A 26,433-nucleotide genomic window follows, 5' to 3' on the forward strand; every position below is an offset into this window, starting at 1 on the left:
GGCTCCCGTGGCGAGGGAGCTTGCTCCCGCTCGGCGGCGCAGCCGTCGTAAGACCGGCTGGCACGATCAACCTGAAAAAACTGCGCCAGGTTGTTATGGGGCGGCTGCGCCACCCAGCGGGAGCAAGCTCCCTCGCCACGAAGGACTGCGCAACGCTTACTCGCGAGGGACCAGATCCAGGCACACCGAGTTGATGCAGTAACGCAGGCCAGTGGGCGGTGGGCCGTCGGGGAAGACATGGCCCAGATGCGCGTCGCATTTGGCGCAGACCACCTCGGTGCGAATCATGCCGTGGCTGACATCTCGCACCTCCACCACCGCGCTACCTTCGATCGGGGCGTAGAAACTCGGCCAGCCGCAGCCGGAATCGAATTTGGTCGTCGAATCGAACAACGGCTCGTTGCAGCAGATGCAGTGGTAGATGCCATCGGTCTTGGTCGCGTTGTACTTGCCGGAAAATGGGCGTTCGGTGCCTTTGAGGCGACAGACGTTGTACTGCTCCGGATCGAGCATCTCACGCCATTCTTCCAGGGTTTTCTGCAACTTTTCCATCGTCCTACCTCGGCAATTGAAAAAGCCCGATCCGACGCTTTTCCGCAGATCGGGCGGCACGTATGATTGCGCCTCGTCAGGCGCCAGTCTGGCAGTCACGTCATGCGCATTCAAATGGATTGTGGCGCATCTACCGCGTCCGGCCCGGGCACAGACGCAGGATCCCCAGTACGGTAGTTCATACGCCGCCTGGATCGTTCATTTTCGGGAACACATCGCCATGCAGGTCAGCAAATCGAACAAGCTCGCCAACGTCTGCTACGACATTCGCGGCCCGGTGCTCAAGCACGCCAAACGCCTGGAAGAGGAAGGCCATCGCATCCTCAAGCTGAACATCGGCAACCCGGCGCCCTTTGGTTTCGAAGCCCCCGATGAAATTCTCCAGGACGTCATCCGCAACCTGCCGACCGCGCAAGGCTACAGCGACTCCAAAGGCCTGTTCAGCGCCCGCAAGGCCGTGATGCAGTATTACCAGCAGAAGCAGGTCGAAGGCATCGGCATCGAGGACATCTACCTGGGCAACGGCGTGTCCGAGCTGATCGTGATGTCGATGCAGGCCTTGCTCAACAACGGCGACGAAGTGCTGGTGCCGGCGCCGGATTATCCGCTGTGGACCGCCGCCGTCAGCCTGTCCGGTGGCAACCCGGTGCATTACCTGTGCGACGAGCAGGCCAACTGGTTCCCTGACCTGGCGGACATCAAGGCCAAGATCACCCCGAATACCAAGGCCCTGGTGATCATCAACCCGAACAACCCGACCGGCGCGGTGTATTCCCGCGAGGTGCTGCTGGGCATGCTCGAACTGGCCCGCCAGCACAACCTGGTGGTGTTCTCCGACGAGATCTACGACAAGATCCTCTACGATGACGCCGTGCACGTCTGCACCGCCTCGCTGGCACCGGACCTGCTGTGCCTGACCTTCAACGGCCTCTCCAAGTCCTATCGTGTCGCCGGCTTCCGCTCCGGCTGGATCGCCATCTCCGGCCCCAAGCACCACGCCCAGAGCTACATCGAAGGCATCGACATGCTGGCCAACATGCGTCTGTGCGCCAACGTGCCGAGCCAGCATGCGATCCAGACGGCGTTGGGTGGCTACCAGAGCATCAACGACCTGGTCCTGCCCCAGGGCCGTTTGCTGGAACAGCGCAATCGCACCTGGGAACTGCTCAATGACATCCCCGGCGTCAGCTGCGTCAAGCCGATGGGTGCGCTGTATGCCTTCCCGCGAATCGACCCGAAGGTCTGCCCGATCCATAACGACGAGAAATTCGTACTCGACCTGCTGCTGTCGGAGAAATTGCTGGTCGTCCAGGGCACGGCGTTCAACTGGCCATGGCCGGACCATTTCCGCGTCGTGACCCTGCCGCGGGTTGACGACCTTGATCAGGCCATTGGCCGCATCGGCAATTTCCTCAAATCCTACCGTCAATGATCCAGACGGAGTGCGGGGCGTTTGCCTCGCGCTCTGTTTGATTCAGCAACATATCCATTTTCCTGCCTTCGCAGGTTTCTGGCGCGGGGACTCGTTGTCCGATGGACGACGAGACGCAACGTTCACGGGGCGCAGCGGCCACATTTCTTTTCCGGCGCAACTTTCAGAAAAGTCTTTCAAACAATGAGGACCGCTGTAGGACACAGTTTGAAATAGAAGGCGAGTTGAATAGCCTGCGGCAGCACCTTATATACCCCGCATAACGCTACATCTTTAGCATGAGGAGATTGCTACCACCATGATGCGCATCCTGCTGTTCTTGGCCACTAACCTGGCGGTCGTGCTGATTGCCAGCATCACCCTGAGCCTTTTCGGCTTCAACGGGTTCATGGCGGCCAACGGGGTTGATCTCAACCTCAATCAGCTGCTGATCTTCTGTGCGGTGTTCGGTTTTGCCGGTTCCCTCTTCTCGCTGTTCATCTCCAAATGGATGGCGAAGATGAGCACCGGCACCCAGATCATCAGCCAGCCGCGCACTCGTCACGAACAATGGCTGCTGCAGACCGTCGAGCAGCTGTCCCGTGAAGCCGGGATCAAGATGCCGGAAGTCGGGATCTTCCCGGCGTACGAAGCCAACGCCTTCGCCACCGGCTGGAACAAGAACGACGCCCTGGTCGCCGTCAGCCAGGGCCTGCTGGAACGGTTTTCGCCAGATGAAGTGAAAGCTGTGCTGGCCCACGAGATCGGCCACGTCGCCAACGGCGACATGGTGACTCTGGCGTTGATCCAGGGCGTGGTGAACACCTTCGTCATGTTCTTCGCCCGCATCATCGGCAACTTTGTCGACAAGGTGATTTTCAAGAACGAAGAAGGCCAGGGTATTGCCTACTACGTGGCGACCATCTTCGCCGAGCTGGTCCTGGGCATCCTTGCCAGTGCCATCGTCATGTGGTTCTCGCGCAAACGCGAGTTCCGCGCCGATGACGCCGGTGCGCGCCTGGCCGGCACCAGCGCCATGATTGGCGCCCTGCAGCGCCTGCGCGCCGAACAAGGCCTGCCGGTGCACATGCCCGACACCTTGAACGCCTTCGGCATCAACGGCGGCATCAAGCAGGGCCTGGCTCGCATGTTCATGAGCCACCCACCGCTGGAAGAGCGAATCGACGCACTGCGTCGTCGCGGCTAACCGCCAACTGATACAAGAAAGCCCGCAGCGATGCGGGCTTTCTTTTGCCTGCTAAGTCAAAAGCGGCAGCGGGCCCGTCCGGGACGGGGTCATTGAGCGCACCCCACGACTGGACACCAGATATACCCGCTCATCCAGCCGCTTCACGCCCGCCTGCAAGAACTTCCAACTCTCGCCCAGCACATCCTGCTCCTGCAGGACTTGCAATTGCCAAGCCCTGCCCAGCAACCGCTGCACCTCTTCATGTCCTACCGAGAACGGCGGCCCAGGCATCTCGTCCTGGTTGTAGTCCAGGGTAATCAGCAGCCCGACGCAGTCCGGCATTATGTTCTGCAGATGGGCCGCATAACGCTCGCGCATCAGTGCAGGCAGGGCGATCAGTGCCGCACGGTCATACAACGTCGCGCAATCCGCGACGTCCAAAGGCGTCAACGCAAAGACATCACCGCAGCGGATCTCGATGGCACCAGAACGAAATACCTTGAAGGCGCCCTCCTCACTCACGTTTGGCTCAAGCTGATGCTCCTGGAAAAAATCAGTGACGGCCTTTTCCGATAGCTCCACCCCCAGCACGGAAAAACCCTGTTGCGCCAACCACAGCAGATCCAGCGTCTTGCCGCACAAGGGCACCAATACTCGAGTTTCTTCAGGCAATCCCAACTGTGGCCAGAAACGCTGCAAGTAAGGGTTCACTTCCGGCAGATGAAAACCGATCTGGTTGGTTGACCAACGCTTGTGCCAAAACTCGGGGTCCATGGGAATCGCTCCATAAATTCGATCAAAACGGGTTAAAACTTATATTAGATTTCGATCGTTGACCTGACCGAAGATGAACCCATCTTAACGCTCAGGAGCCCGTCCATGCTGCCCAGCCTGTTTATCTCCCATGGTTCACCGATGCTTGCCCTGGAACCCGGCGAGAGCGGCCCGGCCTTGGCTCGCCTGGCCGCGCAAATGCCGAAGCCCAAGGCCATCGTGATTGTGTCCGCCCATTGGGAGAGCAATGAACTGCTGGTCAGCGCCAACCCGCGACCGCGTACATGGCATGACTTTGGTGGCTTCCCGAAAGCGTTGTACGAAGTGCAATATCCGGCGCCAGGCGATCCCCTGCTGGCAACGCAGGTCGCCGAACTGCTCAATGCAGCGCAATTGCCGGCACGCCTGGAGACAGGACGGCCATCGGACCATGGCGTCTGGGTGCCGCTGTTGTTGATGTACCCCGAGGCCGATATTCCCGTGGCACAGGTTTCCCTGCCCAGCCAGCGCGGCCCGACGCTGCAGACGCAGGTCGGCCGGGCTCTGGCAGGACTGCGCGAACAGGACATCCTGCTGATCGGTTCCGGCAGCATCACGCATAACCTGGGGGATCTGGACTGGAACGCCGGCCCTGACAGCATCGAGCCCTGGGCCAAGGCATTCCGCGATTGGATAGTGGCGCAACTGGCGGCCAACGACGAGTTCGCGTTGCATGATTACCGCCGCCAGGCCCCCAATGCGGTGCGTAGCCATCCCAGCGACGAGCACCTGCTGCCGCTGTATTTTGCCCGGGGTGCGGGTGGGAAATTCAGCATTGCCCATGAAGGGTTCACGATGGGAACGTTGGGGATGGACATTTATCGGTTTGATTGACCGGCAGACCGAGTCGCTCCAATCGCGAGCAAGCTCGCTCCCACAGGTTTTTTGGGTGCCGAAGATCCAGTGTGGGAGCGAGCTTGCTCGCGATTGGCTTCAACACCGCGCTCCCGGCAGGAACACCAAATGACAGGCAAAAAAAATCCCCGAACCAGTCGGGGATCTTTTATGCTCGATCAATCAGCCTGCGGGCCGATCAATCCTCGCGGTAACGACGCAGCTTGAGCTGCTTGCCAGCCACGCGAGTGTCCTTGAGCTTGGTCAGCAACTTCTCCAGGCCTTCTTCCGGCAGTTCCACCAGGCTGAAGCTGTCACGCACCTGGATGCGACCGATCGCTTCGCGGGCCAGGCCGCCTTCGTTGAGGATCGCGCCCAGCAGGTTCTTGGCGGCAATGCCGTCACGAGCACCCAGCGCGGTACGGCAGCGGGCACGGCCTTCGCCCAGCGGGATCGGCGCGCGACGCTCGCGATCACCACGGTCCGGACGATCACCGGTACGCTCGGGACGATCGCCACGCGGCGCGCTGTTCGGCACCAGTGGACGTTCCTTCTCGATCGCCGCCAGGGTCAGCGCCTGACCGTTGGTAGCCTTGCGCAGCAGGGCAGCGGCCAGGGCACGCGGGGTGCAACCGATGTCGGCGGTCAGGCGATCGAGCAGATCACCGTGGGTCGATTCGGCGTCAGCCACCAGCGGCGACAGGCTGTTGGTCAGTTTCTTGATGCGGGCATCGAGAACGGCCTGGGCGTCCGGTAGGCGAACTTCGGCGACCTTCTGACCGGTTACACGCTCGATCACTTGCAGCATGCGGCGCTCACGCGGAGTCACCAGCAGCAGCGCGCGACCTTCGCGACCGGCACGGCCGGTACGGCCGATACGGTGGACGTAGGATTCCGGATCGTACGGCATGTCCACGTTGAACACGTGGGTGATGCGCGGAACGTCCAGACCACGGGCAGCAACGTCGGTCGCCACAACGATGTCCAGACGGCCATCCTTGAGGGAATCGATCACGCGCTCGCGCTGGTTCTGGGCAATGTCACCGTTCAGCGCAGCGGCTTTGTAGCCTTTGGCTTCCAGGGCGCTGGCCAGGTCCAGGGTTGCTTGCTTGGTGCGCACGAACATGATCAGGGCGTCGAAGTCTTCCACTTCCAGCAAGCTGAGAACGGCGGAAGTCTTCTGGTCAGCGTGAACCAGCAGGTGAGCCTGCTCGATCGCGGTAACGGTCTGGGTCTTGGTCTGGATCTTCACGTGTTGCGGATCGCGCAGGTGGCGCTCGGCAATGGCACGGATCGATTGCGGCAGGGTGGCCGAGAACAAAACAGTCTGGCGAGTCGCTGGCAGGGCCTTGAAGATGACTTCCAGGTCATCCATGAAGCCCAGCTTGAGCATTTCGTCCGCTTCGTCGAGAACCAGGTGGTTCACGGTAGCGAGGACTTTCTCGTCACGACGCAGGTGGTCGCAGAGACGGCCCGGGGTGGCGACAACGATCTGCGCGCCATTACGGATTGCTTTCAGTTGTGGGCCCATCGGGGCGCCGCCGTAAACGGCCACAACGGTAACGCCAGGCATTTGCTTGGAGTAGGTTTCGAAAGCGGTTGCTACTTGCAGCGCCAACTCTCGGGTTGGCGCCAGGATCAGGGCTTGCGGCTCGCGCTTGGCAGGATCGATGCGATGCAGGATCGGCAGGGCGAACGCAGCGGTTTTACCCGTACCGGTTTGCGCCTGGCCAATCATGTCGTGGCCGGCCATGATGATCGGGATCGATTGCTGCTGAATAGCCGAAGGTTCTTCGTAGCCAGTCGCAATGACGGCAGCAAGAATGTTCGGGTTGAGATTAAAAGCGGCGAAGCCGCCGGTTTCCTGGGTCATGGGTCTGCCTCTAAGTGCATCCGCAAAGACCCATGCTCCAAAGCTGCGCATGCCGTGTTGAGACTCAAGAGTCGCCCTGGCTGCTTTGTCGGCGGGGATTTGCGAAAACGAATGAATGAAAAAGAACGTCGTGGAAGCATCCGTTGTGCGGACATGCAACCGAAGCTGACTTCGGAAAATTGCGCTACCGTGACGCGGCCCGGCTAAAGGCCGGCGCGCACTATACCGGAATTCGTTGAAAAAGGGAGATTTTTTTATCGACGAAGGGTGTGGTGGCGCGCTGTCCAGCAGGCGTCGAGGGCGTTAGCTAAAACGATTCATCTTTGGATGGCTAAGCCCTGTGATGAGCTCCCTGTGGCGAGGGAGCTTGCTCCCGCTCGGCTGCGAAGCAGACGCCTGGGTTGATATCTGGAATCGAAGGGGCCGCTTCGCGGCCCAGCGGGAGCAAGCTCCCTCGCCACGGGGGGAACCCATCCAAAGAACTCTTGCAGATCCTGATCAAGTCGCCGGGCGGATTGCCTTGATCAACGATTGCAACGAATAACCCAGCCGCGGCGCGAGCCCTTCGGCACGGGCCACCAGACCTTGCATGTCCAATGCCTGGTCCAGGTCCGCCGGCACGATCAGGATGACGTTGCCCTCCTTCACCGGCAACTCCCAGTAGTGCCGGTGATACAAGCCGCGCAAGAGCGCCGCGCCCAGCGGCTTGCCATCGTCGGTGGCCCACTGGTTGATCACCAGCCAGCCGCCGGGATTGAGGCGCTTCTGGCAGTTTTCCAGAAATCCCCAGGCCAGGTGACCGACGCCGGGACCGACATCGGTATAGAGGTCGACGAAAATCAGGTCCGCCGACTCCGCCGTTTCAAGCAGCTCCAAGGCATCACCGACACGAATGTACAGGCGCGGATCATCGTCCAGCCCGAGGTATTCGATGGCCAGGCGCGGCACGTCGGGGCGCAGTTCGATGGCCTCGACATCCTCCAGCGGCAGGAACTTGAGACAGGCCTGGGTCAGCGTACCGGCCCCCAGCCCGAGGAACAGCGCGCTCTCCGGTTGCTCGTGGCACAACGCACCGATGAGCATGGCGCGGGTGTAGTCATATTCGAGCCAGCTCGGATCAGCCGTGAACACGCAGCTCTGCTCGATCGCATCGCCAAATTCGAGAAACCGGTAATCGGCCACTTCGAGTACGCGGATCATGCCGAACTCGTCGTGCACCTCGGCGAGCAAATGCTCGACGCGCTCCTCTGTCATTTCTTCTCCTGATGTTGCCGTGCTGGCTCAAACCCGCGCAAACGGGGCAAAGGCGCGATTGTCGGCGAAGCGAGCGGAACAGGTCACGCACTAATTTGCTGATAACATGAGCGCCCGAGCGTAAATCACCTAGAGATCATGATGAGCCAACCCTGGAGCCCTGACAGCTGGCGCGCCCTGCCGATCCAGCAACAACCCCGCTACCCCGACGCGGCGCATCTGCTGCAGGTGGAGCAGACCCTGGCCAGCTATCCGCCCTTGGTGTTTGCCGGTGAAGCCCGGGAATTGCGTCGTCAGTTTGCCGAAGTCACCCAGGGTCGGGCCTTCCTGCTGCAGGGCGGCGATTGCGCCGAGAGCTTTGCCGAATTTTCCGCCGCCAAGATCCGCGACACCTTCAAGGTGCTGCTGCAAATGGCGATTGTCATGACCTTCGCCGCCGGTTGCCCGGTGGTCAAGGTCGGGCGCATGGCGGGCCAGTTCGCCAAACCGCGCTCGGCCAACGATGAGACGATCGATGGCGTGACACTACCGGCCTACCGGGGCGACATCGTCAACGGCATCGGCTTCGACGAGAAAAGTCGCGTGCCGGATCCGGAGCGGCTTTTGCAGTCCTATCATCAGTCCACCGCAACCCTCAACCTGCTGCGGGCGTTCGCCCAGGGCGGGTTCGCCGATCTGCACCAGGTGCACAAGTGGAACCTGGACTTCATCGCCAACTCGGCCCTGGCGGAAAAGTACAGCCACCTGGCCGACCGCATCGACGAAACCCTGGCGTTCATGCGCGCCTGCGGCATGGACAGCTCGCCGCAACTGCGCGAGACCAGTTTTTTCACCGCCCACGAAGCGTTGTTGCTCAACTATGAAGAAGCCTTCGTACGCCGTGACAGCCTGACCAACGATTATTACGACTGCTCGGCCCACATGCTGTGGATCGGCGATCGTACCCGCCAGCTGGACGGAGCGCATGTGGAGTTCCTGCGGGGGGTGAACAACCCGATCGGGGTCAAGGTCGGCCCGAGCATGAACCCTGACGACCTGATCCGCCTGATCGACGTGCTCAACCCGGATAACGACCCCGGTCGACTGAACCTGATCGCGCGGATGGGCGCCAACAAGGTCGCTGATCACCTGCCGCAACTGTTGCGCGCCGTGCAGCGTGAAGGCAAGCAGGTGCTCTGGAGTTCCGACCCGATGCACGGCAATACCATCAAGGCCAGCAGCGGCTACAAGACCCGGGATTTTGCGCAGATTCTTGGCGAGGTGAAGCAGTTCTTCCAGGTGCATGAAGCCGAAGGGACCTACGCCGGCGGGATTCATATCGAGATGACCGGGCAGAACGTCACCGAATGCATCGGCGGCGCCCGACCGATCACCGAGGATGGGCTGTCGGATCGTTACCACACGCACTGCGACCCGCGGATGAATGCCGATCAGTCGCTGGAGCTGGCGTTCTTGATTGCCGAGACGTTGAAGCAGGTTCGGCGGTGAGTCAGTAGGGGCTTCTTCGCTTGCTCAATCGCTTCGCGAGCAGGCTCGCTCCCACAGGTGACTGGCTGCGGACACAAAAGCCGTGGTCACCATAAATACCTTGTGGGAGCGAGCCTGCTCGCGAAGGGGCCAGCTCAGCCACCATCAACCCGCGCCAACGCCACCGCCAACCGCACCCCACCCTCCCGCTGGCAATTGAGCTGCACCCGCTCCAGTCCCAACCAGTCAGCCATGCGCCGCAGATTCATCGCCAGCGCCTGCATGCCCTCCTCGTCAAGACCAGGCTCTTCCTCGTGCACGGCATGCACGGCCAGCCGCCCCAAGGCCCGCTCCGCACGAAGATCGACCCGCGCCGCAATCCGCTCATTGTGCAAAAACGGCAAGACGTAATAGCCATACACGCGTTTGTGCACCGGCGTGTAGATTTCCAGGCGATAGCGGAAGTCGAACAAGCGCTCGGTGCGGCTGCGCTCCCAGACCAGCGAGTCGAATGGCGACAGCAAGGCACTGGCAGCGACCTTGCGGGGGATTTTCACGGTGGGTTGGCACCAGGCCGGCTGCTTCCAGCCCTGCACCTGACATCGCAACAACTCACCCGCCTCCTCCAACTCGGCCAGTCGAGCGCGGGTGTCGGCCGGATCCAGGCGGAAGTAATCACGCAGGTCCTTCTCGGTGCCGACGCCCAAGGCCTGCGCCGCATGCAGGAGCAACGCGCGTTGGGCCTGGGCTTCGTCCGGCTGCGGTTGGCGCAGGACCGACTCGGGCAGCACCCGCTCAGGCAGATCATAGAGCCGCTCGAACCCCCGCCGCCCGGCTACGGTGACTTTGCCCGCGGCGAACAGCCATTCCAGCGCATGTTTCTCGGCGCTCCAGTCCCACCAGGGACCGGCCTTCTCCTGACGGGTGGACAAGCTGCCGGCGCCAAGCGCGCCCTGTTCCTGAACCGCCTGAAGGACCCGATGAATCACGTCCTGCTGCTCACGACCAAACCGCGCCAACTGCTGGTAAATGCCTTCGCCACGGGCCGCCCGCGCCATGCGCCAACGCATCAGCGGATACATCGTAACCGGCAGCAACGAAGCTTCATGCCCCCAATACTCAAACAACGTGCGGCGGCGCCCCTGGCTCCAGGCTGCCTGATCGAGCAAGTCGCGATTGTAGTGACCAAGGCGGGAGAACAGCGGGAGGTAATGCGAGCGCACCAGCGCATTGACTGAATCGATCTGCACGACGCCGAGGCGCTCGATCAGACGGTTGAGGCGCGAGGGTTGCACCGAAGCTGGCGATGGCCGCCCATCGAATCCCTGGGCGGCCAACGCCAGGCGTCGGGCCTGTTTGAGGGTAAAGGATACAGTCGCGGGCATGGAGATCTCCTTGTCTGCTCGCAACCTACCTCACCATTAAGCGGTTTGTGTAGGGAAGGATGGCTCATTTGTGCATCGGGTCATCCCAGAATGGCCGAACCACTTCCTTTTCAACATCGGCACGGCTGACACCTATGTCCTTGAGCGCCTCATCGCTCATCGAGGCGAGCAGTTCACGCTCGTGGTGCAATTCGTACCAGCGGCTAAACTTGTGCAACAGCGCGCTGAGCGAAAAACCGTGGGATGAGAATTTATCAATCAGCAAATAACCTTTTTGACCTTTCATCGTGATGTCCTCCGTTGGGGATGGCTCTAGTCTCGCGCCAGGGATAAGATCAATCCAACGAATGTTTCTTATGCAATACATCTCGGAGATTGATCAATTGTCGAGTTACCCGAGCATTGATACGGAAGTGCTGCGGACCTTCGTCGCCATCGCCGACCAGGGCGGCTTCACTCGCGCAGGGGAGCTGGTCAACCGTACGCAATCGGCCGTCAGCATGCAGATGAAGCGCCTGGAAGAGGACGTCTTGCAGCGCCGCCTGTTCGAGCGCGACGGGCGGCAGGTCAAGCTCACCGCCGAGGGCCAGGTGTTGCTGGGTTATGCCCGGCGGATCCTCAAGCTGCACAGTGAAGTGTTCAACACGCTGCGCGAACCGCACATGGTCGGCACGGTCCGCATCGGCACGCCGGACGATTATGTGATGCGCTTTTTGCCGGGAATCCTGCAGCGCTTCGCCCAGTTCTATCCACTGATCGAAATCGAAGTGCACTGCGAATCGTCCAAGCAACTGCTGCTGCGCCAGGATCTCGACCTGTCCATCGTCACTCGCAAACCAGGCGACGAGATCGGTCAGTTGCTGCGCAAGGAACGTTTTGTCTGGGCCGAGGCGGCCTGCTTCAACACTCATGAACAAACACCGCTGCCGCTGGCGATGTTCAACAGTGATTGTTTCTGTCGGCAATGGGCGTGCAATGCGCTGGACGCCATGGGGCGTGATTATCGCGTGGCGTACAACAGCTCAAGCCTGTCGGCGATCATGGCGGTGGTCGGCGCGGGCCTGGCGATCACCGCGCAACTGGAGAGCCTGCTGACCCCGGACATGCGCGTCCTCGGCGAGGCCGAGAACCTGCCGGAGCTGCCCGAGGCCAGCATCATGTTGATCCGCAACCTGCACAATCCGTCGCCGATCACCGAGTGCCTGGCCGAACACATCGTCGAAGGTTTCAAACTTTAAGCAGGAGCAACACCGCGCACAGCACCAGGAAGCCGCAGAACAGCCCGCGCAGCAATCGCTCCGGCATCGCGTGGGCGACCTTCACCCCCCAACTGATGCTCATCAGCCCACCGACAGCCAGGGGCAGCCCGATCCACCAGTTCACCTCATGGTGAAACGCATAGGTGGCAAGGGTCACACCCGTGCTGGGCAAGGCCAGCGCCAGGGACAACCCTTGGGCGACGAGCTGGGAAGTGCCAAACACGCTGGTGAGTATTGGCGTGGCGACAACTGCTCCGCCCACCCCAAACAGACCGCCCATGGTGCCCGATGCCGCGCCCAGCACGGCGAGCCAAGGCCAGCCGTGGCGCATCCGCGCCGAAGCCGGCGCCGTCGCGGCGAACATGCGGATCAGGTTGTAGGCCGCCAGGACCACCAGGAACACCACAAAACCAATCCGCATGCTTTGCGCGTCAATGCCCACGGCCCAGATGGAGCCAAGCCACGCGAAGCAGAAGCCCATGGATGCCAGCGGCAGGACATGGCGCATTTCGATACGATTACGCTGGTGATAACGCCACAGCGCCAGCATCACGTTGGGGACGACCATCACCAATGCCGTACCTTGGGCGAGATGCTGATCCAGGCCGAACCATACACCCAGCACTGGAATCGCGATCAGCCCGCCACCAATGCCGAACAATCCCCCCAAAGTGCCCAGCGCGGCGCCCAACAGCAAATACAGCATGACCTCGATCACAGACGACTCTCCCCTTAATCAGGGCGCCTATCCTACCCAGTTGGCGGTCACCAGGAAACGTAACGGCTGATCAATACGTCAGAATTATCTGGTGCATTAAAGGCTTGTCCGCTAGATTCGTAACGATCATTGATGAAAGGTTTTGCCATGACTACCCAACACGACACCCCCGATCCTTGCGAAGCCCTGCTGCTGGAAAACCAGGTCTGCTTCGCCCTGCACTCCACGTCGCTGTTGATGACCAAGGTCTACAAGCCCCTGCTCCAGGCGTTGGGCCTGACCTATCCGCAGTACCTGGCGATGATGGTGTTGTGGGAGCAAGACGGGCTGACCGTCGGCGAAATCAGTAACCGCCTGCTCACCGACCCTGGCTCCCTGACCCCGCTGCTCAAGCGCCTGGAGGCCGAAGGCCTGTTGAGTCGCACCCGCAGCCGCGAAGATGAACGCGTGGTCATTGTCGAGCTGACCGAACAGGGCCGCGCCCTGCAGAAAAAGGCCCTCGACATCCCCCAATGCATCCTCGCCGCCAGCGGCCAGACGCTGGAACAACTGAAGAAACTGCAACATGACCTGCAGGAACTGCGCGGGCATTTGCAGGACAGCCTTTGATTTTCTGACGCAACCAATCCTGTGAGAGCGAGCCTGCTCGCGAAGGCGCCGGCACCTCCATTATCGCCGCCAACTGAACCACCGCTTTCGCGAGCAGGCTCGCTCCCACATTGACCTTTACTGGTCAAAAATCTGTGCATACCACCAATCCCACATTGAACACCAGTGGTCACAAAATCTAGTGCCCACCACCAATCCCCTGTGGGAGCGAGCTTGCTCGCGAAGGCGCCGGCCCCTCCGGCATCGCCGCCAACTGAACCACCGCTATCGCGAGCAAGCTCGCTCCCACATTGACCTTTACTGGTCACAATTTTAGTGCCCACCACCAATCCCCTGTGGGAGCGAGCCTGCTCGCGAAGGCGCCGGCACCTCCAACATCGCCGCCAACTGAACCACCGCTTTCGCGAGCAGGCTCGCTCCCACATTGACCTTTACTGGTCAAAAAATCCGTGACCACCACCAACCCCCTGTGGGAGCGAGCCTGCTCGCGAAGGCGCCGGCACCTCCATTATCGCCGCCAACTGAACCACCGCTTTCGCGAGCAGGCTCGCTGCCACATTGACCTTTGCTGGTCACAAAATCCGTGGCCACCACCAATCCCCTGTGGGAGCGAGCCTGCTCGCGAAGGCGCCGGCACCTCCAGCATCGCCGCCAACTGAACCACCGCTATCGCGAGCAAGCTCGCTGCCACATTGACCTTTGCTGGTCACAAAATCCGTGGCCACGACCAATCCCCTGTGGGAGCGAGCCTGCTCGCGAAGGCGCCGGCACCTCCAGCATCGCCGCCAACTGAACCACCGCTATCGCGAGCAGGCTCGCTCCCACATTGACCTTCATTGGTCAAAAAAACTGTGCATATCACCAATCCCATATTGAACACCAGTGATCACAATATCTTGTGCCCACCACCAATCCCCTGTGGGAGCGAGCTTGCTCGCGAAGGCGCCGGCACCTCCAGCATCGCGGCCAACTGAACCACCGCTTTCGCGAGCAGGCTCGCTCCCACATTGACCTTTACTGGTCACAAAATCCGTGGCCACCACCAACCCCCTGTGGGAGCGAGCCTGCTCGCGAAGGCGCCGGCCGGCCTGCCAGACCTCGCACATCAAAAAAATTCATCCCCCCTAAACCGCTCTAAACCAAGGCTTTCAGCCATCCAGGGTTGATCTGTTCAGACTCATCTCAAAAATTTATCTTGCGCGCAAAATACATGTGCATTACATTCTCTCCACACCTACTTAGCGCACAAGCATTTAGCGCAACAAACCAACCATAAAACGAGGCGTCCACCATGAAAACTCTCTACACCGCAATCGCAACCTCCACCGGCGGCCGTGACGGTCGTGCCATCTCCAGCGATAACATCCTCGACGTCAAACTTGCCACGCCCAAGGAACTCGGCGGTGCGGGCGGTGCTGCGACCAACCCAGAGCAACTGTTCGCCGCCGGCTACTCGGCCTGCTTCATCGGCGCGCTGAAATTTGTCGCCAGCCAGAGCAAACGCAAGATCCCGGACGACGCCTCGATCACTGCTCACGTCGGTATCGGCCAGATCCCCGGTGGTTTCGGTCTCGACATCGACCTGCACATCAGCCTGCCAGGTCTTGACCAGGCCGACGCCCAAAGCCTTGTGGAAGCCGCTCACCAGGTTTGCCCGTACTCCAACGCCACCCGCGGCAACGTTGATGTTCGCCTGCACGTAACCGTCTAAACCCCTACCCCGGACCGACCTTCAAGGAGATTCACATGAACACCCTCAGCAAAGCCCTGACCGGCACCCTTCTCGCCCTGAGCATCAGCAACGCCTTCGCCGACGGCATCGTCGAGCACAACACCCAGGCGTTCCTCGACGCACTGAATGCCGGCACCGGCAAACCGCTGGAGCAGTTGTCGCCAAAAGATGCCCGTGCCGTATTGGTCGGCGCCCAGGCGGGGGTGAAATTGACGCTGCCCAAGGCCGACGTCAGCGAGAAAACCATCCAGGTCGATGGCCAGTCGATCAGTCTGACCATCGTTCGTCCGGCCGGGGTCAAGGGTGAGCTGCCCGCGTTCATGTTCTTTCACGGCGGTGGCTGGGTACTGGGCGATTTCCCCACCCATGAACGACTGGTTCGGGATCTGGTGGCGGGTTCGGGTGCCGTTGCGGTGTTCGTCAACTACACACCATCGCCCGAGGCGCATTACCCGGTAGCGATCAACCAGGCCTACGCCGCGACAAAGTGGGTGGCCGAGAATGGCAAACAGATCAATGTCGATGGCAAGCGCCTGGCCGTAGCGGGCAACAGCGTCGGCGGCAACATGGCGGCGGTCGTCGCGCTGATGGCCAAGGACAAGGGTACGCCGGCGATCCGCTTCCAGGCATTGTTGTGGCCGGTGACCGACGCCAGCTTCGAGACGGCGTCCTACAACCAGTTCGCCGAAGGGCACTTCCTCAGCAAGAACATGATGAAGTGGTTCTGGGACAACTACACCACCGATGCCGGGCAGCGTAACGAGATCTATGCCTCGCCATTGCGGGCAACTACCGCACAACTCAAGGGCCTCCCGCCGGCGCTGGTGCAGACCGCCGAGGCTGATGTGCTGCGCGACGAAGGTGAAGCCTACGCGCGCAAACTGGATGCGGCGGGTGTACCAGTTACAGCCGTGCGCTACAACGGCATGATCCACGACTATGGCTTGCTTAACGTGGTGAGCCAGGTACCGGCGGTGCGTTCGGCGATGCTGCAGGCGTCCGAGGAACTCAAGCAACACCTGAAGTAATGGTGGAGCCACAGAGCCCGGATCGAAAGTAAAGGAAATAAAAAGCCCGACTCAATGGTCGGGCTTTTCTTTCATACAGAAGGCTTCGCTTATTTAGCGCGGCCTTTGTAGGAACCGCCTTCGCGGGTATCGATCTCGATTTTGTCGCCGATTTCGATGAAATCAGCAACTTGCAGCTCAGTACCGTTGCTCAGCTTGGCAGGCTTCATGACCTTGCCGGAAGTGTCGCCGCGAGCGGAACCTTCAGTGTAGTCAACTACACGCACGATAGTGGTCGGCAGTTCCACGGAAACCAGGCGCTCTTCGAAGAATACGGCTTCGCAGACGTCGGTCATGCCTTCTTCAACGAATGGCAGGACGCTTTCGATGTCTTCGGCGTTCAGTTCGTACATGGTGTAGTCAGTGGTGTCCATGAACGTGTAGGTATCGCCGCTGATGAAAGACAGGGTCGCCTCTTTACGGTCCAGGATCACGTCGTCCAGCTTGTCGTCCGCACCGTAGACGGTTTCGGTCTTGTAGCCGGTCAGCAGGTTTTTCAGCTTGGTCTTCATGATCGCGCTGTTACGACCCGACTTGGTGAATTCAGCTTTCTGAACCAGCCAAGGATCGTTGTCGATACGAATCACGGTACCGGGTTTGAGTTCTTTACCAGTTTTCATTGCGAATATCCGAATTTGGATGGGATTTACAAAAATCTAGGCCGCGTATCATATCCAATTTCGGTAAAACTTCACCAGCGCCGTGGCAAGATCGGCTCGAGAGGCCTGTTTCTGGCACCACGCCTGGGCATGTTCGGCGAGCACCTGGTGTTGCTCGCAGGCGGCGCTCCAGTGCTCTGCCACGCCTTGGCCGGCGTTCCAGGCCCGCCAGAGACCGCTGATCGCTTTTTCCGCAGCCTCCGGGAGCCCCTCGGTATACAAGCGGAGAAACGCCTCGAGTTTTTCCAGGTGGACGTCTTCTTCCTGTTGATAGATATGCCAGAGCAGCGGCCGGCCGGCCCACTGCGCGCGTACGAAGGAATCTTCGCCACGCACGGCGTTGAAATCACAGCACCACAACAGTTGGTCGTATTCATCCTGGCGCACGAAAGGCAGCACCTGCACGGTCAGGGCGCCACGGCGATGCACGGCACCGGCTTTCAGGCCGTCGATACCAACCCAACGCTGCACATCGGCGAGGATGCGGCTTTCCGGAACCAGCACATGCGACAGACGAGCATCCCTCGCCAGCGCATCAAACCAGCTGGCCAAACCGTCGTTCTCATAGGCAAACAGCGAAATCAGCCGCGCCCCGGACTCGCGCTCGACGCCCAATCCTTGCAGGAAAGCCCTTTGTGCCTCGCCATCCTGCTGAAATTCTCGACGACGCTCCAACAAACCGGCCTCACGCAGCAAGCCACCGGTGCCCTCCTGAAAGCCCGGAAAAAAGAAATATTTCTGCACATGTTTGTACTTCACCGACGGCAAACCGTGACAACCGATCACCCAGTCCTCGGCGCTCAGGTAATCGAGGTTCATCCACAAAGGCACCGCCGGACGCTCGGCCATCGCGTCCATGTAGGCGCTGGGCAACTGGCACGCGAATGCGGCGATCACTACATCGGCAGCTTCGGTGGGCTGCCAGTCCTTGGGCCAGTGACGCACTTGTACGCCTTGCTGCCATTGCTCGGTCAGCGTGACATCGATAGACGGACATAACCGCTCGAAGGCTCGCAGGTCGTCGACCCACAGCCGCACCGCGCATTGATGCTCGGCGACCAATTGCCGAGCCAGGCGCCAGGTGACGCCGATGTCGCCATAGTTATCGACGACGGTGCAAAAAATATCCCAACGCACAGTCATTCCCGACTCCCTGTGGCAAAGCCTGATTGTCCCGCATTAAAGCCGTGAAGCAGAAGGGCCGACGGCGATTAATCTTCATGCGACAATCAACGCATCCTCCATGTTCATCGCCAGGAAGCAGACATGCCCGACCACTCCTCTCCCCGCCTCACAACGTTGCAACTGACGCTGGGCATCGCCTTGGGTTTGTGGCTGGGATTCCTTGCCATCGTGCTGACGGGATGGCTGCTGTCCAGGTTTCTGTTCGATGAGCAACTGGCCCCGGTGGCCGCCGCGGTTCACCAATTGGCGCAGCCGCCCGCAGCACCGCCAGCCCCGGAGCCGACCCCAACGCCAACCCCAATGTTCGAGCAGTATCAACAGAACCTGCAGAAGAACGAGCAACGCCAGGCCCTCGACCAGGCCCGCAGCAACCCTCGCAACCTGTCCAACCCAAAGTGTCAATTCTGGCTCCAACAGGACCAGAACGCGCCTAGCGAGAAAAGCCGCGCCAATGTCCTGCAATTCTGCGAATGAACATGAACAAACAGACCGTCCACCAACTGATTCTCGACAAGCTCAAGATTGACCTCGATATCGCCGAACGCGCCGCGCAGACCGCCTACGAAACCGCGACCCACGAGGAAAATATCGCCGAAAACAAATACGACACCCTGGGCCTGGAGGCTTCGTACCTTGCGGCCGGGCAAGCCAGGCGCGTGGAGGAAATCCGCCAGGCACTGGTGCTCTGCCAGAACCTGGCGCTGAGACCTTACGATGAAGAACGCGGCATCCAGGTCGGCACATTGATCGGGCTGGAAGATGAGGAGGGTCGCCAGCAGTGGCTGTTCCTGGGACCCGACGCGGCGGGGCTGAAGGTCTCGCTGGTGGGGCAGCCGATTACCGTCATCACCCCTCGCTCACCACTGGGACGAGGCCTGTTGGGCAAATTCGAAGGGGATGAAGTGGAGATCGTCGTGGCAGGCGCCCGGCAACAGTTCGCTGTCACCGAGGCGATCTAGAGGTCTGCTTAATGCACCGGCAGTTCGACGCCGTCGAACAGTTCTTCGAGTTCCTGCTTGTTGTGGCACTGGATGGCCTTGGCCATGACTTCCCGAGTCAGGTGCGGGGCAAATTTCTCGATGAAATCGCACATGAATCCGCGCAGGAACGTACCGCGGCGGAAACCGATCTTGGTCACGCTGGATTCGAACAGCTCGCTGGCGTCCAGAACCACCAGGTCATTGTCGAGCTTGGTGTCGACCGCCATCTTCGCGACGATGCCCACGCCCAGTCCGAGGCGCACATAGGTCTTGATCACGTCGGCGTCGGCAGCGGTGAACACCACTTTCGGGGTCAGGCCGCGATGGCTGAAGGCTTCGTCGAGTTTTGAACGACCGGTGAAACCGAACACATAAGTCACGATCGGGTATTCGGCCAGCGCTTCGAGGGTCAGCTTCGGCAGCTTGGTCAGCGGGTGCCCCTGAGGCACGACCACGCAGCGGTTCCAGCGATAGCACGGCATCATCACCAGGTCCCCGAACAGCTCCAGGGCCTCGGTGGCAATGGCGAAATCGACGGTGCCGTCAGCGGCCATTTCGGCGATCTGCATCGGCGACCCCTGGTGCATGTGCAGCGCCACGTCCGGGTATTGCTTGATGAAATTGCTGATAACCGGCGGCAAGGCATAACGCGCCTGAGTGTGGGTGGTCGCGATGGACAGGGTGCCTTTTTTCTCGTTGGAGAATTCCTGGGCGATCTGCTTGATGCTTTCGACCTTGCGCAGGATCTCGCCGGCGGTGGTGATGATGCGTTCACCGGCGGGAGTGACGCGAGTCAGGTGCTTGCCGCTGCGGGCGAAGACTTCGACGCCCAGCTCGTCTTCCAGGAGGCGGATCTGCTTGCTGATGCCAGGTTGCGACGTGTAGAGGCTTTGAGCGGTTGCGGAAACGTTGAGGTCGTGGTGCGCCACTTCCCAGATGTAGCGCAGTTGTTGAAGCTTCATATGTATCCCTCAAAGCAGTTGGACGTCACGGGCATCAGCGACGGTGTATATAACTATATGAATGGTCGCACCAATAAATCTAGAACTTTTTATAAAAAGCCATCATTTAGCCTCAAGCTTCGCCCTGGCGCCTGCGCTGGACCAGCGGCACCAGGTAGACCGGCACGCGAGATAACTGCAATACCCGCGCGGCGGTCCTGCCCAACGGCGTCTCGCCGCTCGCCCCCTGGCAATGACTGCCTACGATCAGCAAATCGACGGAGAGTTTCGCAGCCTGTTCAAGAATGACCTGGGAGGGGTCGCCCTGGAACACCCGAACCGACTTGATCAATTTCAGGTCCTGCTGCCCCTCGCCCAACTCTTCGCGAAAATTGTCGAGGACGCGCTGCTCGATGTTAGCCATCACCGTACTCAGACCCTGGCGATGAAATTCGTTCAACGCCTGCTCATCGAGATAGCTCTGCAACACCGATTCGGCGAACAGCCCCATCGGCTCTACCGCATGCACCACATACAACTCGGCTTCAAACGTCCGTGCCAACGCCAAGGCATGCTGCATCACATACGGGGCATACAGCCCCAGGTCCGTGGCATACAGCATCGAACGAATCATGTGACCTCCTCGAGTGCCAGGATGGCGGAGATTGATTCAGCTTAGCAGCGCCCCGGGGAACGGGTGCTCAGGGCTTCACTTCGTTACTGATGCCGTGGGGCACATGCCCGGTGGCGACCACTTCCCGGGCAAGTTCGCAGTGCCCGGTCTGGTCGTCGAAAAACACGTCGGCGGCAAAGGCTTCGAGGAAGGCGGACTTGGTCAGGCCGCCGAGGAACAGCGACTCGTCCAGGCGGATGTCCCATTCGCGCAACGTGCGGATGACCCGCTCATGGGCCGGCGCCGAACGGGCGGTGACCAGCGCGGTCCGGATCGGGCAGGCGTCCTCCGGGAATTCGCGTTGCAGCGCATTGAGCGCCGCCAGGAACCCCTTGAACGGCCCTCCTCGCAGCGGCTCGCGCGCGGCCTGGCGTTCGCTGGCCTGGAACGCCTCCAGGCCACCAGCCTGATAGACACGCTCAGACTCGTCGGAAAACAACACCGCGTCGCCGTCAAAGGCAATGCGCAGCTCTTCGCTGGCGGCGCGGCTGGCACCGCCCGAAAGGATCGTCGCCGCGGCAAATCCGGCATCCAGGGCACTGCGTACATCTTCAGCGTGAGTGGACAGGAACAGATCGCAGCCGAACGCCTTGAGGTACGGGTATGGGCTGCGACCGCCGACAAACGCGGCACGGGAAATCGCCAGTCCATAGTGGTGAATCGAGTTGAATACCCGCAGGCCGGTGTCGGCGCTGTTACGCGAAACCAGGATGACCTCGACGCGGGCACGGCCCAGGTGCTCGTTGAGGTTGAGCAGTTTCTGCACGAGCGCGAAGGCATCCCCCGGCTCAAGGACTTCATCCTCGTGTTCGATCTGGTATTGCCGATAGGCTTCGACGCCCCCCGACAGGTAAACCTTGTGGCTTTCGCTCAGGTCGAACAGCGCTCGCGACGAAATCGCCAGCACCAGCCTGTCATCGATATTGTTTGCCATGCTTCCCCCGTTTCGTCCGATCAGCGGTTGCGTCGATCGATGAACGCCAGTGCCTGATACAAGGCTTCGATTTTCGGCAACTCGCACCCCGCCGCCCTGGCCCTCGCCAGTGGCCGAGCGTAGATCGCCTCCAGCTCCAACGGGCGCCGTTGGGAATAGTCGTGGTACATGCTGGGCCAATAGTCGGGCATTTTTCCGGTCATCGTGAACAGATATTCCGCGTAGCCTGGCGCGATCTCATGACCGCAGGCTTGTGCGCCACGCACCACTTCAGCCATCAGCGCCTGGATCAGTCCACGACTGTGGTCGTCGGCCATCAGCGGCGTGGTGCTCGCGCCGAGCAGAACCGAAAGGCCGTTATAGGGCACGTTCCACACCAGTTTCTGCCAGCGTGCCTGCCCGAGGTCTGGCATGGCCTGGGAATCCAGGCCCGCTGCCCGGAACAGCCCCGCTCCCTCCTCGACGATCGCCATGCGTGCGGCCTGATCCGTCCCTGGACCGCTGTGGTAACCGATGTTGATTGCCCCGAGCGCCTGGTGGGCAATGACGCCCGGGCCGAGCCGATTGACGCAGATCAGGCACAAGCCGCCAAGCAGGTGCAGTGAATCGGGTAACAGTGGTCGCAGTTCCTCTTCGACATCGAGACCATTCTGCAGCAACAGGACTTTCGCGCCGTCGGCCGCGGCCTGGATGATGGCTGGGGCCAGGTCGGCATTGCTGGTGGTCTTGGCACCGACCAGCAGCCAGTCGCAAGGCGGCATGTCGGCCGCCGAGCGATAGGCCTGGGCCGGCTGGAGCGCCAGCGCGCCATGCACCGCGCTGTCGACCCGCAGGCCAGCCTCGGCCACGGCGGCAAATTCGCTGCGCAGCAGAAAGTGAACGTCGTAGCCGGCACGAGCCAGCATCACGCCATAGAACCCGCCAATCGCGCCTGTGCCGATCACCCCGATCCTCGGTTTACCGCCTGCCTGCATCACACGACTCCTCTGGTGAACAATCCCTGCACACTATCAGCGCGAGCGGCCAGGCATGCAAACGTCCTTACACCCGGTTACCTATTCCTTCGCGGGCCGACCCGATCACGGTTACCCGGAAAATAGGGGAGTAAACCCGCCCCTGCCCATTGTCGAGCCACCTCTTAACGCGCTAAGGTTCGGCTCCCCGCCGCGCTTAAATCCGCTGTGCACCGCCGCGCGGGGATCGCTGGCGGCCGGCACCCGTGACCTGACGAGTAACACGATGGCTGATTTACCGATCAATGACCTTAACGTCGCCTCCAACGAGACCCTAATCACGCCTGACCAGCTCAAGCGCGATATCCCCCTGAGCGATGCTGCACTGCGCACCGTGACCAAGGGCCGGGAAGTCATCCGCAACATTCTCGACGGCACCGACCATCGCCTGTTCGTGGTCATCGGGCCATGCTCGATCCATGACATCAAGGCCGCCCATGAATATGCCGAGCGCCTGAAAGTGCTCGCGGCGGAACTCTCCGACACCTTGTACCTGGTGATGCGGGTGTATTTCGAAAAGCCCCGGACCACCGTCGGCTGGAAAGGCCTGATCAACGACCCTTACCTGGACGACTCCTTCAAGATCCAGGATGGCCTGCACATCGGTCGCCAGTTGCTGCTGGACCTGGCCGAAATGGGCTTGCCCACCGCCACCGAAGCCCTGGACCCGATCTCCCCGCAATACCTGCAGGACCTGATCAGCTGGTCGGCCATCGGCGCGCGCACCACCGAATCCCAGACCCACCGCGAAATGGCTTCCGGCCTGTCATCGGCAGTGGGCTTCAAGAACGGCACCGACGGCGGCCTCACCGTGGCGATCAACGCCTTGCAATCGGTGTCCAGTCCTCACCGTTTCCTGGGCATCAACCAGGAAGGCGGCGTTTCGATCGTCACCACCAAGGGCAACGCCTACGGCCACGTCGTGCTGCGTGGCGGCAACGGCAAGCCGAACTATGACTCGGTCAGCGTCGCGCTGTGCGAGCAGGCGCTGAACAAGGCGAACATCAAGCCGAACATCATGGTTGATTGCAGCCACGCCAACTCCAACAAGGATCCGGCATTGCAGCCGCTGGTGATGGAAAACGTCGCCAACCAGATCCTCGAGGGCAACCAGTCGATCATCGGTCTGATGGTCGAAAGCCACTTGAACTGGGGCTGCCAGGCGATTCCGAAGGACCTTGCCGATTTGCAGTACGGCGTCTCCATCACCGATGCGTGCATCGACTGGAGCGCCACCGAGAAGACCCTGCGCGGCATGCACGCCAAACTCAAGGACGTGCTGCCAAAGCGTCAGCGCAGCTGATCGGGCTTTATTCCAACTTCAACACATAAAAAAACGCCGGGCTTCTCAGTCCGGCGTTTTTTTATCGGGAATCATTGCGTCAGAGCTTCGCCGCGTGCCGCTGGTGCCGCTCCATGTAGCGCTCCACATAGGAGCAGGACGGGATCACCGTGTAGCCCATTTCTTCAGCGTACTTCAACGCCTCTTCGGTCAACTTCGCAGCAATTCCCCTGCCACGCAGCGCGTTAGGCACGAAGGTGCGATAGATGTCCAGGGTCTGTTTGCCCAGGTCCATGTAGGTCAGATAGGCACGATGACCGTCCACAATGGTCTCGAACTGATGACCAGCCTGGTCATGGTGGATGGAAACCGCCTCGCTCATCACTACTCCTCGCGGGTCTGAATGCCGACCCCTACCTTACCGATGTTTTTCCGGCGAAGGAACATCTACGCCACCCCGTGCCTGTCTGGTCACCGAGCGCAAAAAACCAATCGCTCAAACCCGAGCACGTCGTGAATAGTAGGCACCAATGACGCAAATGCTCAAGGCACGCCTGTCACCGAGGTGTTAAACCTCGACGGGTTTATCGATTGAGCGACACGGTCGCGCGGTAGTCGGCCAAGGCGCAATAGGTGAACATCGCCAGTTGTTGAGTCTTGGACGAGCGCCGATTGTTAAAGTCACCGTCACCGGCAATAAAAAGATGCCGGGACGATTGCACAAAAAATGAACAAGACTCTAAGGGAATCAATAAACAGCGACTTTAGCGCAGGCCTGTGAGTTGTCGCGTCAACGGAACTTTTCTTCATCGCCGTGCTCCATTCCGGGGCTTGGCGCCGGGTATTTTTCAAACACCGCTCGGAAAAGTTGCTTGAAAAAGAATCACCGCCTACAATTTTTTTGCTTCTTGCGCTACGTCAGTTTACTTACTACAAGTAATGAGTAGTATGTACGCCGGCTAACTCCTCACTCTGGGGAGACAGTCACTAAATAGAAAGTCCTTTGAAGGGGAACACGATGAACAACGTTCTGAAATTCTCTGCTCTGGCCCTGGCCGCAGTTCTGGCTACCGGTTGCAGCAGCGCATCGAAAGAAACCGAAGCACGTCTGACTGCCACCGAAGACGCAGCAGCTCGCGCCCAAGCTCGTGCAGACGAAGCCTACCGCAAAGCTGATGAAGCTCTGGCTGCTGCTCAAAAAGCACAACAGACTGCTGACGAAGCTAACGAGCGTGCTCTGCGCATGCTGGAAAAAGCTAGCCGCAAGTAATAGTCCTTCGGGATTGTTATCGAGCCGACCCATTACTGGGTCGGCTTTTTTATTGCCCGGCGTTTTCCCCGGCGATAAAAAACCCGCCGACATCCTTGGATGTGGGCGGGTCAGGTTGGCGCGTCGCCCTATTGCGTCAGGTCGATCGGCGCGCTCGATACCATCGGTGCCGAGGCACTCGGAACAGCGATTTCTATCGGCAGGCCGTCTTCAGCGGCCACCACGTCACGCACCACATCCCAGTTCATGCGCAAGTTGCTGGTGATGTCCTCACGCTTGAGCATCGCGTTGATGACCGCGGTGTGTTTGTCCACCACCGACGGGTTGCCCTTGTCGTCCAGCGGAGTGTGGGCTTCCAGGTAAACCTTGCCGCCACTCAGGCCCAGTTTGTACGGGTCGTTGATGATCCGGACCGAAGTCCCCACCGGCACCATGCCGGCCATCTCCAGCACGTTGTTGTTGAACATCCGGAAGCAGCCGTGGCTGGTACGCATGCCGATGCCGAATTTCTTGTTCGAGCCATGGATCAGGTAACCCGGCGTTCCCAGCGTGAACTTGAACGGGCCCAGCGGGTTATCGGGGCCGGCCGGAACCACATTCGGCAAGGGATCGCCGTCGGCGGCATGTTCAGCCTTGATCGAGGCCGGCGGGGTCCACGTCGGGTTTGGCGTCTTGGCGATGATGCTGGTGTGGGCGATGGGCGAGCCCCAACCTTCGCGACCGATTCCCAGCGGGAAGGTGTAAACCACGTTCCGCCCCTTGGGGAAATAATAGAGACGGTATTCCGCGAGGTTGATCACGATGCCTTCGCGCGGGCCCGGTGGCAGGATAAAACGGGTCGGCAAGACGATTTCAGTGCCAGCACCCGGCAACCACGGATCAACGCCCGGGTTGGCGGCGACCATCTCGGTGTAACCCAGGTCATAGGTGGTGCCCAGGTCAGCGAAGGTGTCTTCGTATTTGGCCTTGATGACCTGCACCTGGCCGATGATGTCTTCACCCGGTGGCGGCAGAGGCAGCTCCAATGCAGCAACGGGACCCGCCATACACAGGGCGGCAAGAGACAGGCAGCGGGCGACGGCAGGCAAGCGCGGCAACATCCGGGAAATCCTTCGCAGATCGAACAGAGGGTATGAAAACGCGATTGTACACTGCGTCCCGTTATTTCGGGGAGAGCGGCGCCGAAGCGTCCGATGTGTAGCATCCTGGACGGGAGCGCAATCCCGTGGGAGCGAGCCTGCTCGCGAATGCGATGGATCAGCTTGCATGGATGCCCGACGTGCGGCCGTCTTCGCGAGCAGGCTCGCTCCCACAAGGGCGTCGGATCAAGGGA

The 26,433-nt window shown here is 60.5% G+C and carries 27 protein-coding genes; 12 read left to right on the plus strand and 15 right to left on the minus strand.

Translation table 11 applies throughout. From position 1 onward, the window contains the following. Nucleotides 1–156: 156 nt before the first annotated feature. The gene (gene msrB / locus M1E16_RS18950) at nt 157–552 is read right to left on the minus strand and encodes a peptide-methionine (R)-S-oxide reductase MsrB (protein ID WP_434601397.1); all 396 of its coding nucleotides are present in this window, start codon (nt 550–552) and stop codon (nt 157–159) included. Nucleotides 553–772: 220 nt separating this feature from the next. Between msrB and M1E16_RS18955 the strand changes: the two genes are divergently transcribed. Next, nucleotides 773–1,984 carry a pyridoxal phosphate-dependent aminotransferase gene (locus M1E16_RS18955; RefSeq protein WP_018603142.1) on the plus strand — a complete coding sequence of 404 codons (1,212 nt, stop codon included), beginning with the start codon at nt 773–775 and terminating at the stop codon, nt 1,982–1,984. A 298-nt stretch (nt 1,985–2,282) separates the two neighbouring features. Then, the gene (gene htpX, locus M1E16_RS18960) at nt 2,283–3,170 is read left to right on the plus strand and encodes a protease HtpX (protein ID WP_003183732.1); all 888 of its coding nucleotides are present in this window, start codon (nt 2,283–2,285) and stop codon (nt 3,168–3,170) included. Nucleotides 3,171–3,221: 51 nt separating this feature from the next. Here htpX and M1E16_RS18965 read toward each other — a convergent pair whose 3' ends face one another. After that, entirely contained in the window at nt 3,222–3,926 is a 705-nt protein-coding gene (locus M1E16_RS18965; protein WP_458128125.1) for a thiopurine S-methyltransferase, read from the minus strand. Between the two features lie 105 nt (nt 3,927–4,031). Here M1E16_RS18965 and M1E16_RS18970 point away from each other — a divergent pair, with 105 nt between their 5' ends. After that, on the plus strand, nt 4,032–4,799 hold the full coding sequence (locus M1E16_RS18970; protein ID WP_458128126.1) for a DODA-type extradiol aromatic ring-opening family dioxygenase: 768 nt from the start codon (nt 4,032–4,034) through the stop codon (nt 4,797–4,799). Nucleotides 4,800–4,998: 199 nt separating this feature from the next. Here M1E16_RS18970 and M1E16_RS18975 read toward each other — a convergent pair whose 3' ends face one another. Both M1E16_RS18975 and M1E16_RS18980 read right to left on the minus strand, forming a co-directional pair. Further along, the gene (locus tag M1E16_RS18975; RefSeq protein ID WP_305499776.1) at nt 4,999–6,672 is read right to left on the minus strand and encodes a DEAD/DEAH box helicase; all 1,674 of its coding nucleotides are present in this window, start codon (nt 6,670–6,672) and stop codon (nt 4,999–5,001) included. Between the two features lie 498 nt (nt 6,673–7,170). Next, entirely contained in the window at nt 7,171–7,926 is a 756-nt protein-coding gene (locus tag M1E16_RS18980; RefSeq protein ID WP_458128127.1) for a spermidine synthase, read from the minus strand. Nucleotides 7,927–8,067: 141 nt separating this feature from the next. Here M1E16_RS18980 and M1E16_RS18985 point away from each other — a divergent pair, with 141 nt between their 5' ends. Then, nucleotides 8,068–9,414 carry a class II 3-deoxy-7-phosphoheptulonate synthase gene (locus tag M1E16_RS18985; RefSeq protein ID WP_305499772.1) on the plus strand — a complete coding sequence of 449 codons (1,347 nt, stop codon included), beginning with the start codon at nt 8,068–8,070 and terminating at the stop codon, nt 9,412–9,414. A gap of 134 nt (nt 9,415–9,548) precedes the next feature. On the opposite strand, the gene M1E16_RS18990 is transcribed toward M1E16_RS18985, so the two are convergent. Both M1E16_RS18990 and M1E16_RS18995 read right to left on the minus strand, forming a co-directional pair. Continuing rightward, nucleotides 9,549–10,778 carry a winged helix-turn-helix domain-containing protein gene (locus M1E16_RS18990; protein ID WP_458128128.1) on the minus strand — a complete coding sequence of 410 codons (1,230 nt, stop codon included), beginning with the start codon at nt 10,776–10,778 and terminating at the stop codon, nt 9,549–9,551. A 64-nt stretch (nt 10,779–10,842) separates the two neighbouring features. After that, nucleotides 10,843–11,064 carry a DUF1127 domain-containing protein gene (locus M1E16_RS18995; protein ID WP_305499769.1) on the minus strand — a complete coding sequence of 74 codons (222 nt, stop codon included), beginning with the start codon at nt 11,062–11,064 and terminating at the stop codon, nt 10,843–10,845. Nucleotides 11,065–11,161: 97 nt separating this feature from the next. Here M1E16_RS18995 and M1E16_RS19000 point away from each other — a divergent pair, with 97 nt between their 5' ends. Continuing rightward, entirely contained in the window at nt 11,162–12,016 is an 855-nt protein-coding gene (locus M1E16_RS19000; RefSeq protein ID WP_420764840.1) for a LysR substrate-binding domain-containing protein, read from the plus strand. On the opposite strand, the gene M1E16_RS19005 is transcribed toward M1E16_RS19000, so the two are convergent. Next, a complete protein-coding gene (locus tag M1E16_RS19005) occupies nt 12,006–12,743 on the minus strand; it encodes a sulfite exporter TauE/SafE family protein (protein ID WP_458130345.1) in 738 nt (245 codons plus the stop codon). The genes M1E16_RS19000 and M1E16_RS19005 overlap by 11 nt on opposite strands. A 159-nt stretch (nt 12,744–12,902) precedes the next feature. Here M1E16_RS19005 and M1E16_RS19010 point away from each other — a divergent pair, with 159 nt between their 5' ends. The 3 genes from M1E16_RS19010 (at nt 12,903) to M1E16_RS19020 (ending at nt 16,124) form a co-directional block, all read left to right on the plus strand. After that, nucleotides 12,903–13,364: a MarR family winged helix-turn-helix transcriptional regulator gene (locus M1E16_RS19010; RefSeq protein ID WP_434572811.1), complete on the plus strand. Its 462-nt coding sequence runs from the start codon at nt 12,903–12,905 to the stop codon at nt 13,362–13,364. Nucleotides 13,365–14,655: 1,291 nt separating this feature from the next. Continuing rightward, the gene (locus M1E16_RS19015) at nt 14,656–15,075 is read left to right on the plus strand and encodes an organic hydroperoxide resistance protein (protein ID WP_305499765.1); all 420 of its coding nucleotides are present in this window, start codon (nt 14,656–14,658) and stop codon (nt 15,073–15,075) included. A 35-nt stretch (nt 15,076–15,110) separates the two neighbouring features. Continuing rightward, nucleotides 15,111–16,124, plus strand: a complete 1,014-nt coding sequence (locus M1E16_RS19020; RefSeq protein WP_458128129.1) for an alpha/beta hydrolase — start codon at nt 15,111–15,113, stop codon at nt 16,122–16,124. Between the two features lie 89 nt (nt 16,125–16,213). On the opposite strand, the gene M1E16_RS19025 is transcribed toward M1E16_RS19020, so the two are convergent. Together M1E16_RS19025 and earP are read right to left on the minus strand one after the other, a co-directional pair. After that, complete coding sequence (locus M1E16_RS19025; RefSeq protein ID WP_025113141.1) at nt 16,214–16,783, minus strand: elongation factor P; 570 nt, start codon at nt 16,781–16,783, stop codon at nt 16,214–16,216. Nucleotides 16,784–16,831: 48 nt separating this feature from the next. After that, nucleotides 16,832–17,965 (minus strand): elongation factor P maturation arginine rhamnosyltransferase EarP, encoded by a 1,134-nt coding sequence (gene earP / locus M1E16_RS19030; RefSeq protein WP_458128130.1) that lies wholly within the window; start codon nt 17,963–17,965, stop codon nt 16,832–16,834. A 123-nt stretch (nt 17,966–18,088) separates the two neighbouring features. Between earP and M1E16_RS19035 the strand changes: the two genes are divergently transcribed. Both M1E16_RS19035 and M1E16_RS19040 read left to right on the plus strand, forming a co-directional pair. Then, nucleotides 18,089–18,481, plus strand: coding sequence for a hypothetical protein (locus M1E16_RS19035; protein ID WP_305499758.1), 393 nt, complete (start codon nt 18,089–18,091; stop codon nt 18,479–18,481). A 2-nt stretch (nt 18,482–18,483) separates the two neighbouring features. After that, nucleotides 18,484–18,966: a GreA/GreB family elongation factor gene (locus tag M1E16_RS19040; RefSeq protein ID WP_458128131.1), complete on the plus strand. Its 483-nt coding sequence runs from the start codon at nt 18,484–18,486 to the stop codon at nt 18,964–18,966. 8 nt (nt 18,967–18,974) lie between these two features. Here the strand turns inward: M1E16_RS19040 and cysB are convergent, their stop codons facing one another. From cysB to M1E16_RS19060, 4 genes are all read right to left on the minus strand, one after another. After that, nucleotides 18,975–19,949, minus strand: coding sequence for an HTH-type transcriptional regulator CysB (gene cysB / locus M1E16_RS19045; RefSeq protein ID WP_003183769.1), 975 nt, complete (start codon nt 19,947–19,949; stop codon nt 18,975–18,977). 112 nt (nt 19,950–20,061) lie between these two features. After that, entirely contained in the window at nt 20,062–20,562 is a 501-nt protein-coding gene (locus M1E16_RS19050) for a universal stress protein (RefSeq protein ID WP_305499752.1), read from the minus strand. A gap of 67 nt (nt 20,563–20,629) precedes the next feature. Further along, on the minus strand, nt 20,630–21,535 hold the full coding sequence (locus tag M1E16_RS19055; protein ID WP_434572801.1) for a 5'-nucleotidase: 906 nt from the start codon (nt 21,533–21,535) through the stop codon (nt 20,630–20,632). 20 nt (nt 21,536–21,555) lie between these two features. Continuing rightward, nucleotides 21,556–22,509, minus strand: a complete 954-nt coding sequence (locus M1E16_RS19060) for a putative 2-dehydropantoate 2-reductase (protein ID WP_434629436.1) — start codon at nt 22,507–22,509, stop codon at nt 21,556–21,558. A 265-nt stretch (nt 22,510–22,774) separates the two neighbouring features. Between M1E16_RS19060 and M1E16_RS19065 the strand changes: the two genes are divergently transcribed. Further along, nucleotides 22,775–23,851 carry a 3-deoxy-7-phosphoheptulonate synthase gene (locus M1E16_RS19065; protein ID WP_458128132.1) on the plus strand — a complete coding sequence of 359 codons (1,077 nt, stop codon included), beginning with the start codon at nt 22,775–22,777 and terminating at the stop codon, nt 23,849–23,851. A 79-nt stretch (nt 23,852–23,930) separates the two neighbouring features. Here the strand turns inward: M1E16_RS19065 and M1E16_RS19070 are convergent, their stop codons facing one another. Next, a complete protein-coding gene (locus M1E16_RS19070; protein WP_186610534.1) occupies nt 23,931–24,212 on the minus strand; it encodes a GNAT family N-acetyltransferase in 282 nt (93 codons plus the stop codon). Between the two features lie 636 nt (nt 24,213–24,848). Between M1E16_RS19070 and oprI the strand changes: the two genes are divergently transcribed. After that, entirely contained in the window at nt 24,849–25,100 is a 252-nt protein-coding gene (gene oprI / locus M1E16_RS19075; protein WP_011335311.1) for an outer membrane lipoprotei OprI, read from the plus strand. A 128-nt stretch (nt 25,101–25,228) separates the two neighbouring features. On the opposite strand, the gene M1E16_RS19080 is transcribed toward oprI, so the two are convergent. After that, the gene (locus tag M1E16_RS19080) at nt 25,229–26,200 is read right to left on the minus strand and encodes a L,D-transpeptidase family protein (protein WP_305499745.1); all 972 of its coding nucleotides are present in this window, start codon (nt 26,198–26,200) and stop codon (nt 25,229–25,231) included. Between the last annotated feature and the right edge of the window lie 233 nt (nt 26,201–26,433).

Source organism: Pseudomonas sp. Z2-11, assembly GCF_054161305.1.

Bases quoted from the DNA above. Each gene is read 5' to 3' on its own strand.
- M1E16_RS18995 (WP_305499769.1), bottom strand. From the start codon at position 11,064: ATGAAAGGTCAAAAAGGTTATTTGCTGATTGATAAATTCTCATCCCAC.
- M1E16_RS18975 (WP_305499776.1), bottom strand. From the start codon at position 6,672: ATGACCCAGGAAACCGGCGGCTTCGCCGCTTTTAATCTCAACCCGAAC.
- M1E16_RS19080 (WP_305499745.1), bottom strand. From the start codon at position 26,200: ATGTTGCCGCGCTTGCCTGCCGTCGCCCGCTGCCTGTCTCTTGCCGCC.
- M1E16_RS18985 (WP_305499772.1), top strand. From the start codon at position 8,068: ATGAGCCAACCCTGGAGCCCTGACAGCTGGCGCGCCCTGCCGATCCAG.
- M1E16_RS19010 (WP_434572811.1), top strand. From the start codon at position 12,903: ATGACTACCCAACACGACACCCCCGATCCTTGCGAAGCCCTGCTGCTG.
- M1E16_RS19020 (WP_458128129.1), top strand. From the start codon at position 15,111: ATGAACACCCTCAGCAAAGCCCTGACCGGCACCCTTCTCGCCCTGAGC.
- M1E16_RS18965 (WP_458128125.1), bottom strand. From the start codon at position 3,926: ATGGACCCCGAGTTTTGGCACAAGCGTTGGTCAACCAACCAGATCGGT.
- msrB (WP_434601397.1), bottom strand. From the start codon at position 552: ATGGAAAAGTTGCAGAAAACCCTGGAAGAATGGCGTGAGATGCTCGAT.
- M1E16_RS18980 (WP_458128127.1), bottom strand. From the start codon at position 7,926: ATGACAGAGGAGCGCGTCGAGCATTTGCTCGCCGAGGTGCACGACGAG.
- htpX (WP_003183732.1), top strand. From the start codon at position 2,283: ATGATGCGCATCCTGCTGTTCTTGGCCACTAACCTGGCGGTCGTGCTG.
- M1E16_RS19065 (WP_458128132.1), top strand. From the start codon at position 22,775: ATGGCTGATTTACCGATCAATGACCTTAACGTCGCCTCCAACGAGACC.
- M1E16_RS18970 (WP_458128126.1), top strand. From the start codon at position 4,032: ATGCTGCCCAGCCTGTTTATCTCCCATGGTTCACCGATGCTTGCCCTG.
- M1E16_RS19060 (WP_434629436.1), bottom strand. From the start codon at position 22,509: ATGCAGGCAGGCGGTAAACCGAGGATCGGGGTGATCGGCACAGGCGCG.
- earP (WP_458128130.1), bottom strand. From the start codon at position 17,965: ATGACTGTGCGTTGGGATATTTTTTGCACCGTCGTCGATAACTATGGC.
- M1E16_RS19005 (WP_458130345.1), bottom strand. From the start codon at position 12,743: ATGCTGTATTTGCTGTTGGGCGCCGCGCTGGGCACTTTGGGGGGATTG.
- M1E16_RS19070 (WP_186610534.1), bottom strand. From the start codon at position 24,212: ATGAGCGAGGCGGTTTCCATCCACCATGACCAGGCTGGTCATCAGTTC.
- M1E16_RS19050 (WP_305499752.1), bottom strand. From the start codon at position 20,562: ATGATTCGTTCGATGCTGTATGCCACGGACCTGGGGCTGTATGCCCCG.
- oprI (WP_011335311.1), top strand. From the start codon at position 24,849: ATGAACAACGTTCTGAAATTCTCTGCTCTGGCCCTGGCCGCAGTTCTG.
- M1E16_RS19025 (WP_025113141.1), bottom strand. From the start codon at position 16,783: ATGAAAACTGGTAAAGAACTCAAACCCGGTACCGTGATTCGTATCGAC.
- M1E16_RS19035 (WP_305499758.1), top strand. From the start codon at position 18,089: ATGCCCGACCACTCCTCTCCCCGCCTCACAACGTTGCAACTGACGCTG.
- M1E16_RS19015 (WP_305499765.1), top strand. From the start codon at position 14,656: ATGAAAACTCTCTACACCGCAATCGCAACCTCCACCGGCGGCCGTGAC.
- M1E16_RS18990 (WP_458128128.1), bottom strand. From the start codon at position 10,778: ATGCCCGCGACTGTATCCTTTACCCTCAAACAGGCCCGACGCCTGGCG.
- M1E16_RS18955 (WP_018603142.1), top strand. From the start codon at position 773: ATGCAGGTCAGCAAATCGAACAAGCTCGCCAACGTCTGCTACGACATT.
- cysB (WP_003183769.1), bottom strand. From the start codon at position 19,949: ATGAAGCTTCAACAACTGCGCTACATCTGGGAAGTGGCGCACCACGAC.
- M1E16_RS19055 (WP_434572801.1), bottom strand. From the start codon at position 21,535: ATGGCAAACAATATCGATGACAGGCTGGTGCTGGCGATTTCGTCGCGA.
- M1E16_RS19040 (WP_458128131.1), top strand. From the start codon at position 18,484: ATGAACAAACAGACCGTCCACCAACTGATTCTCGACAAGCTCAAGATT.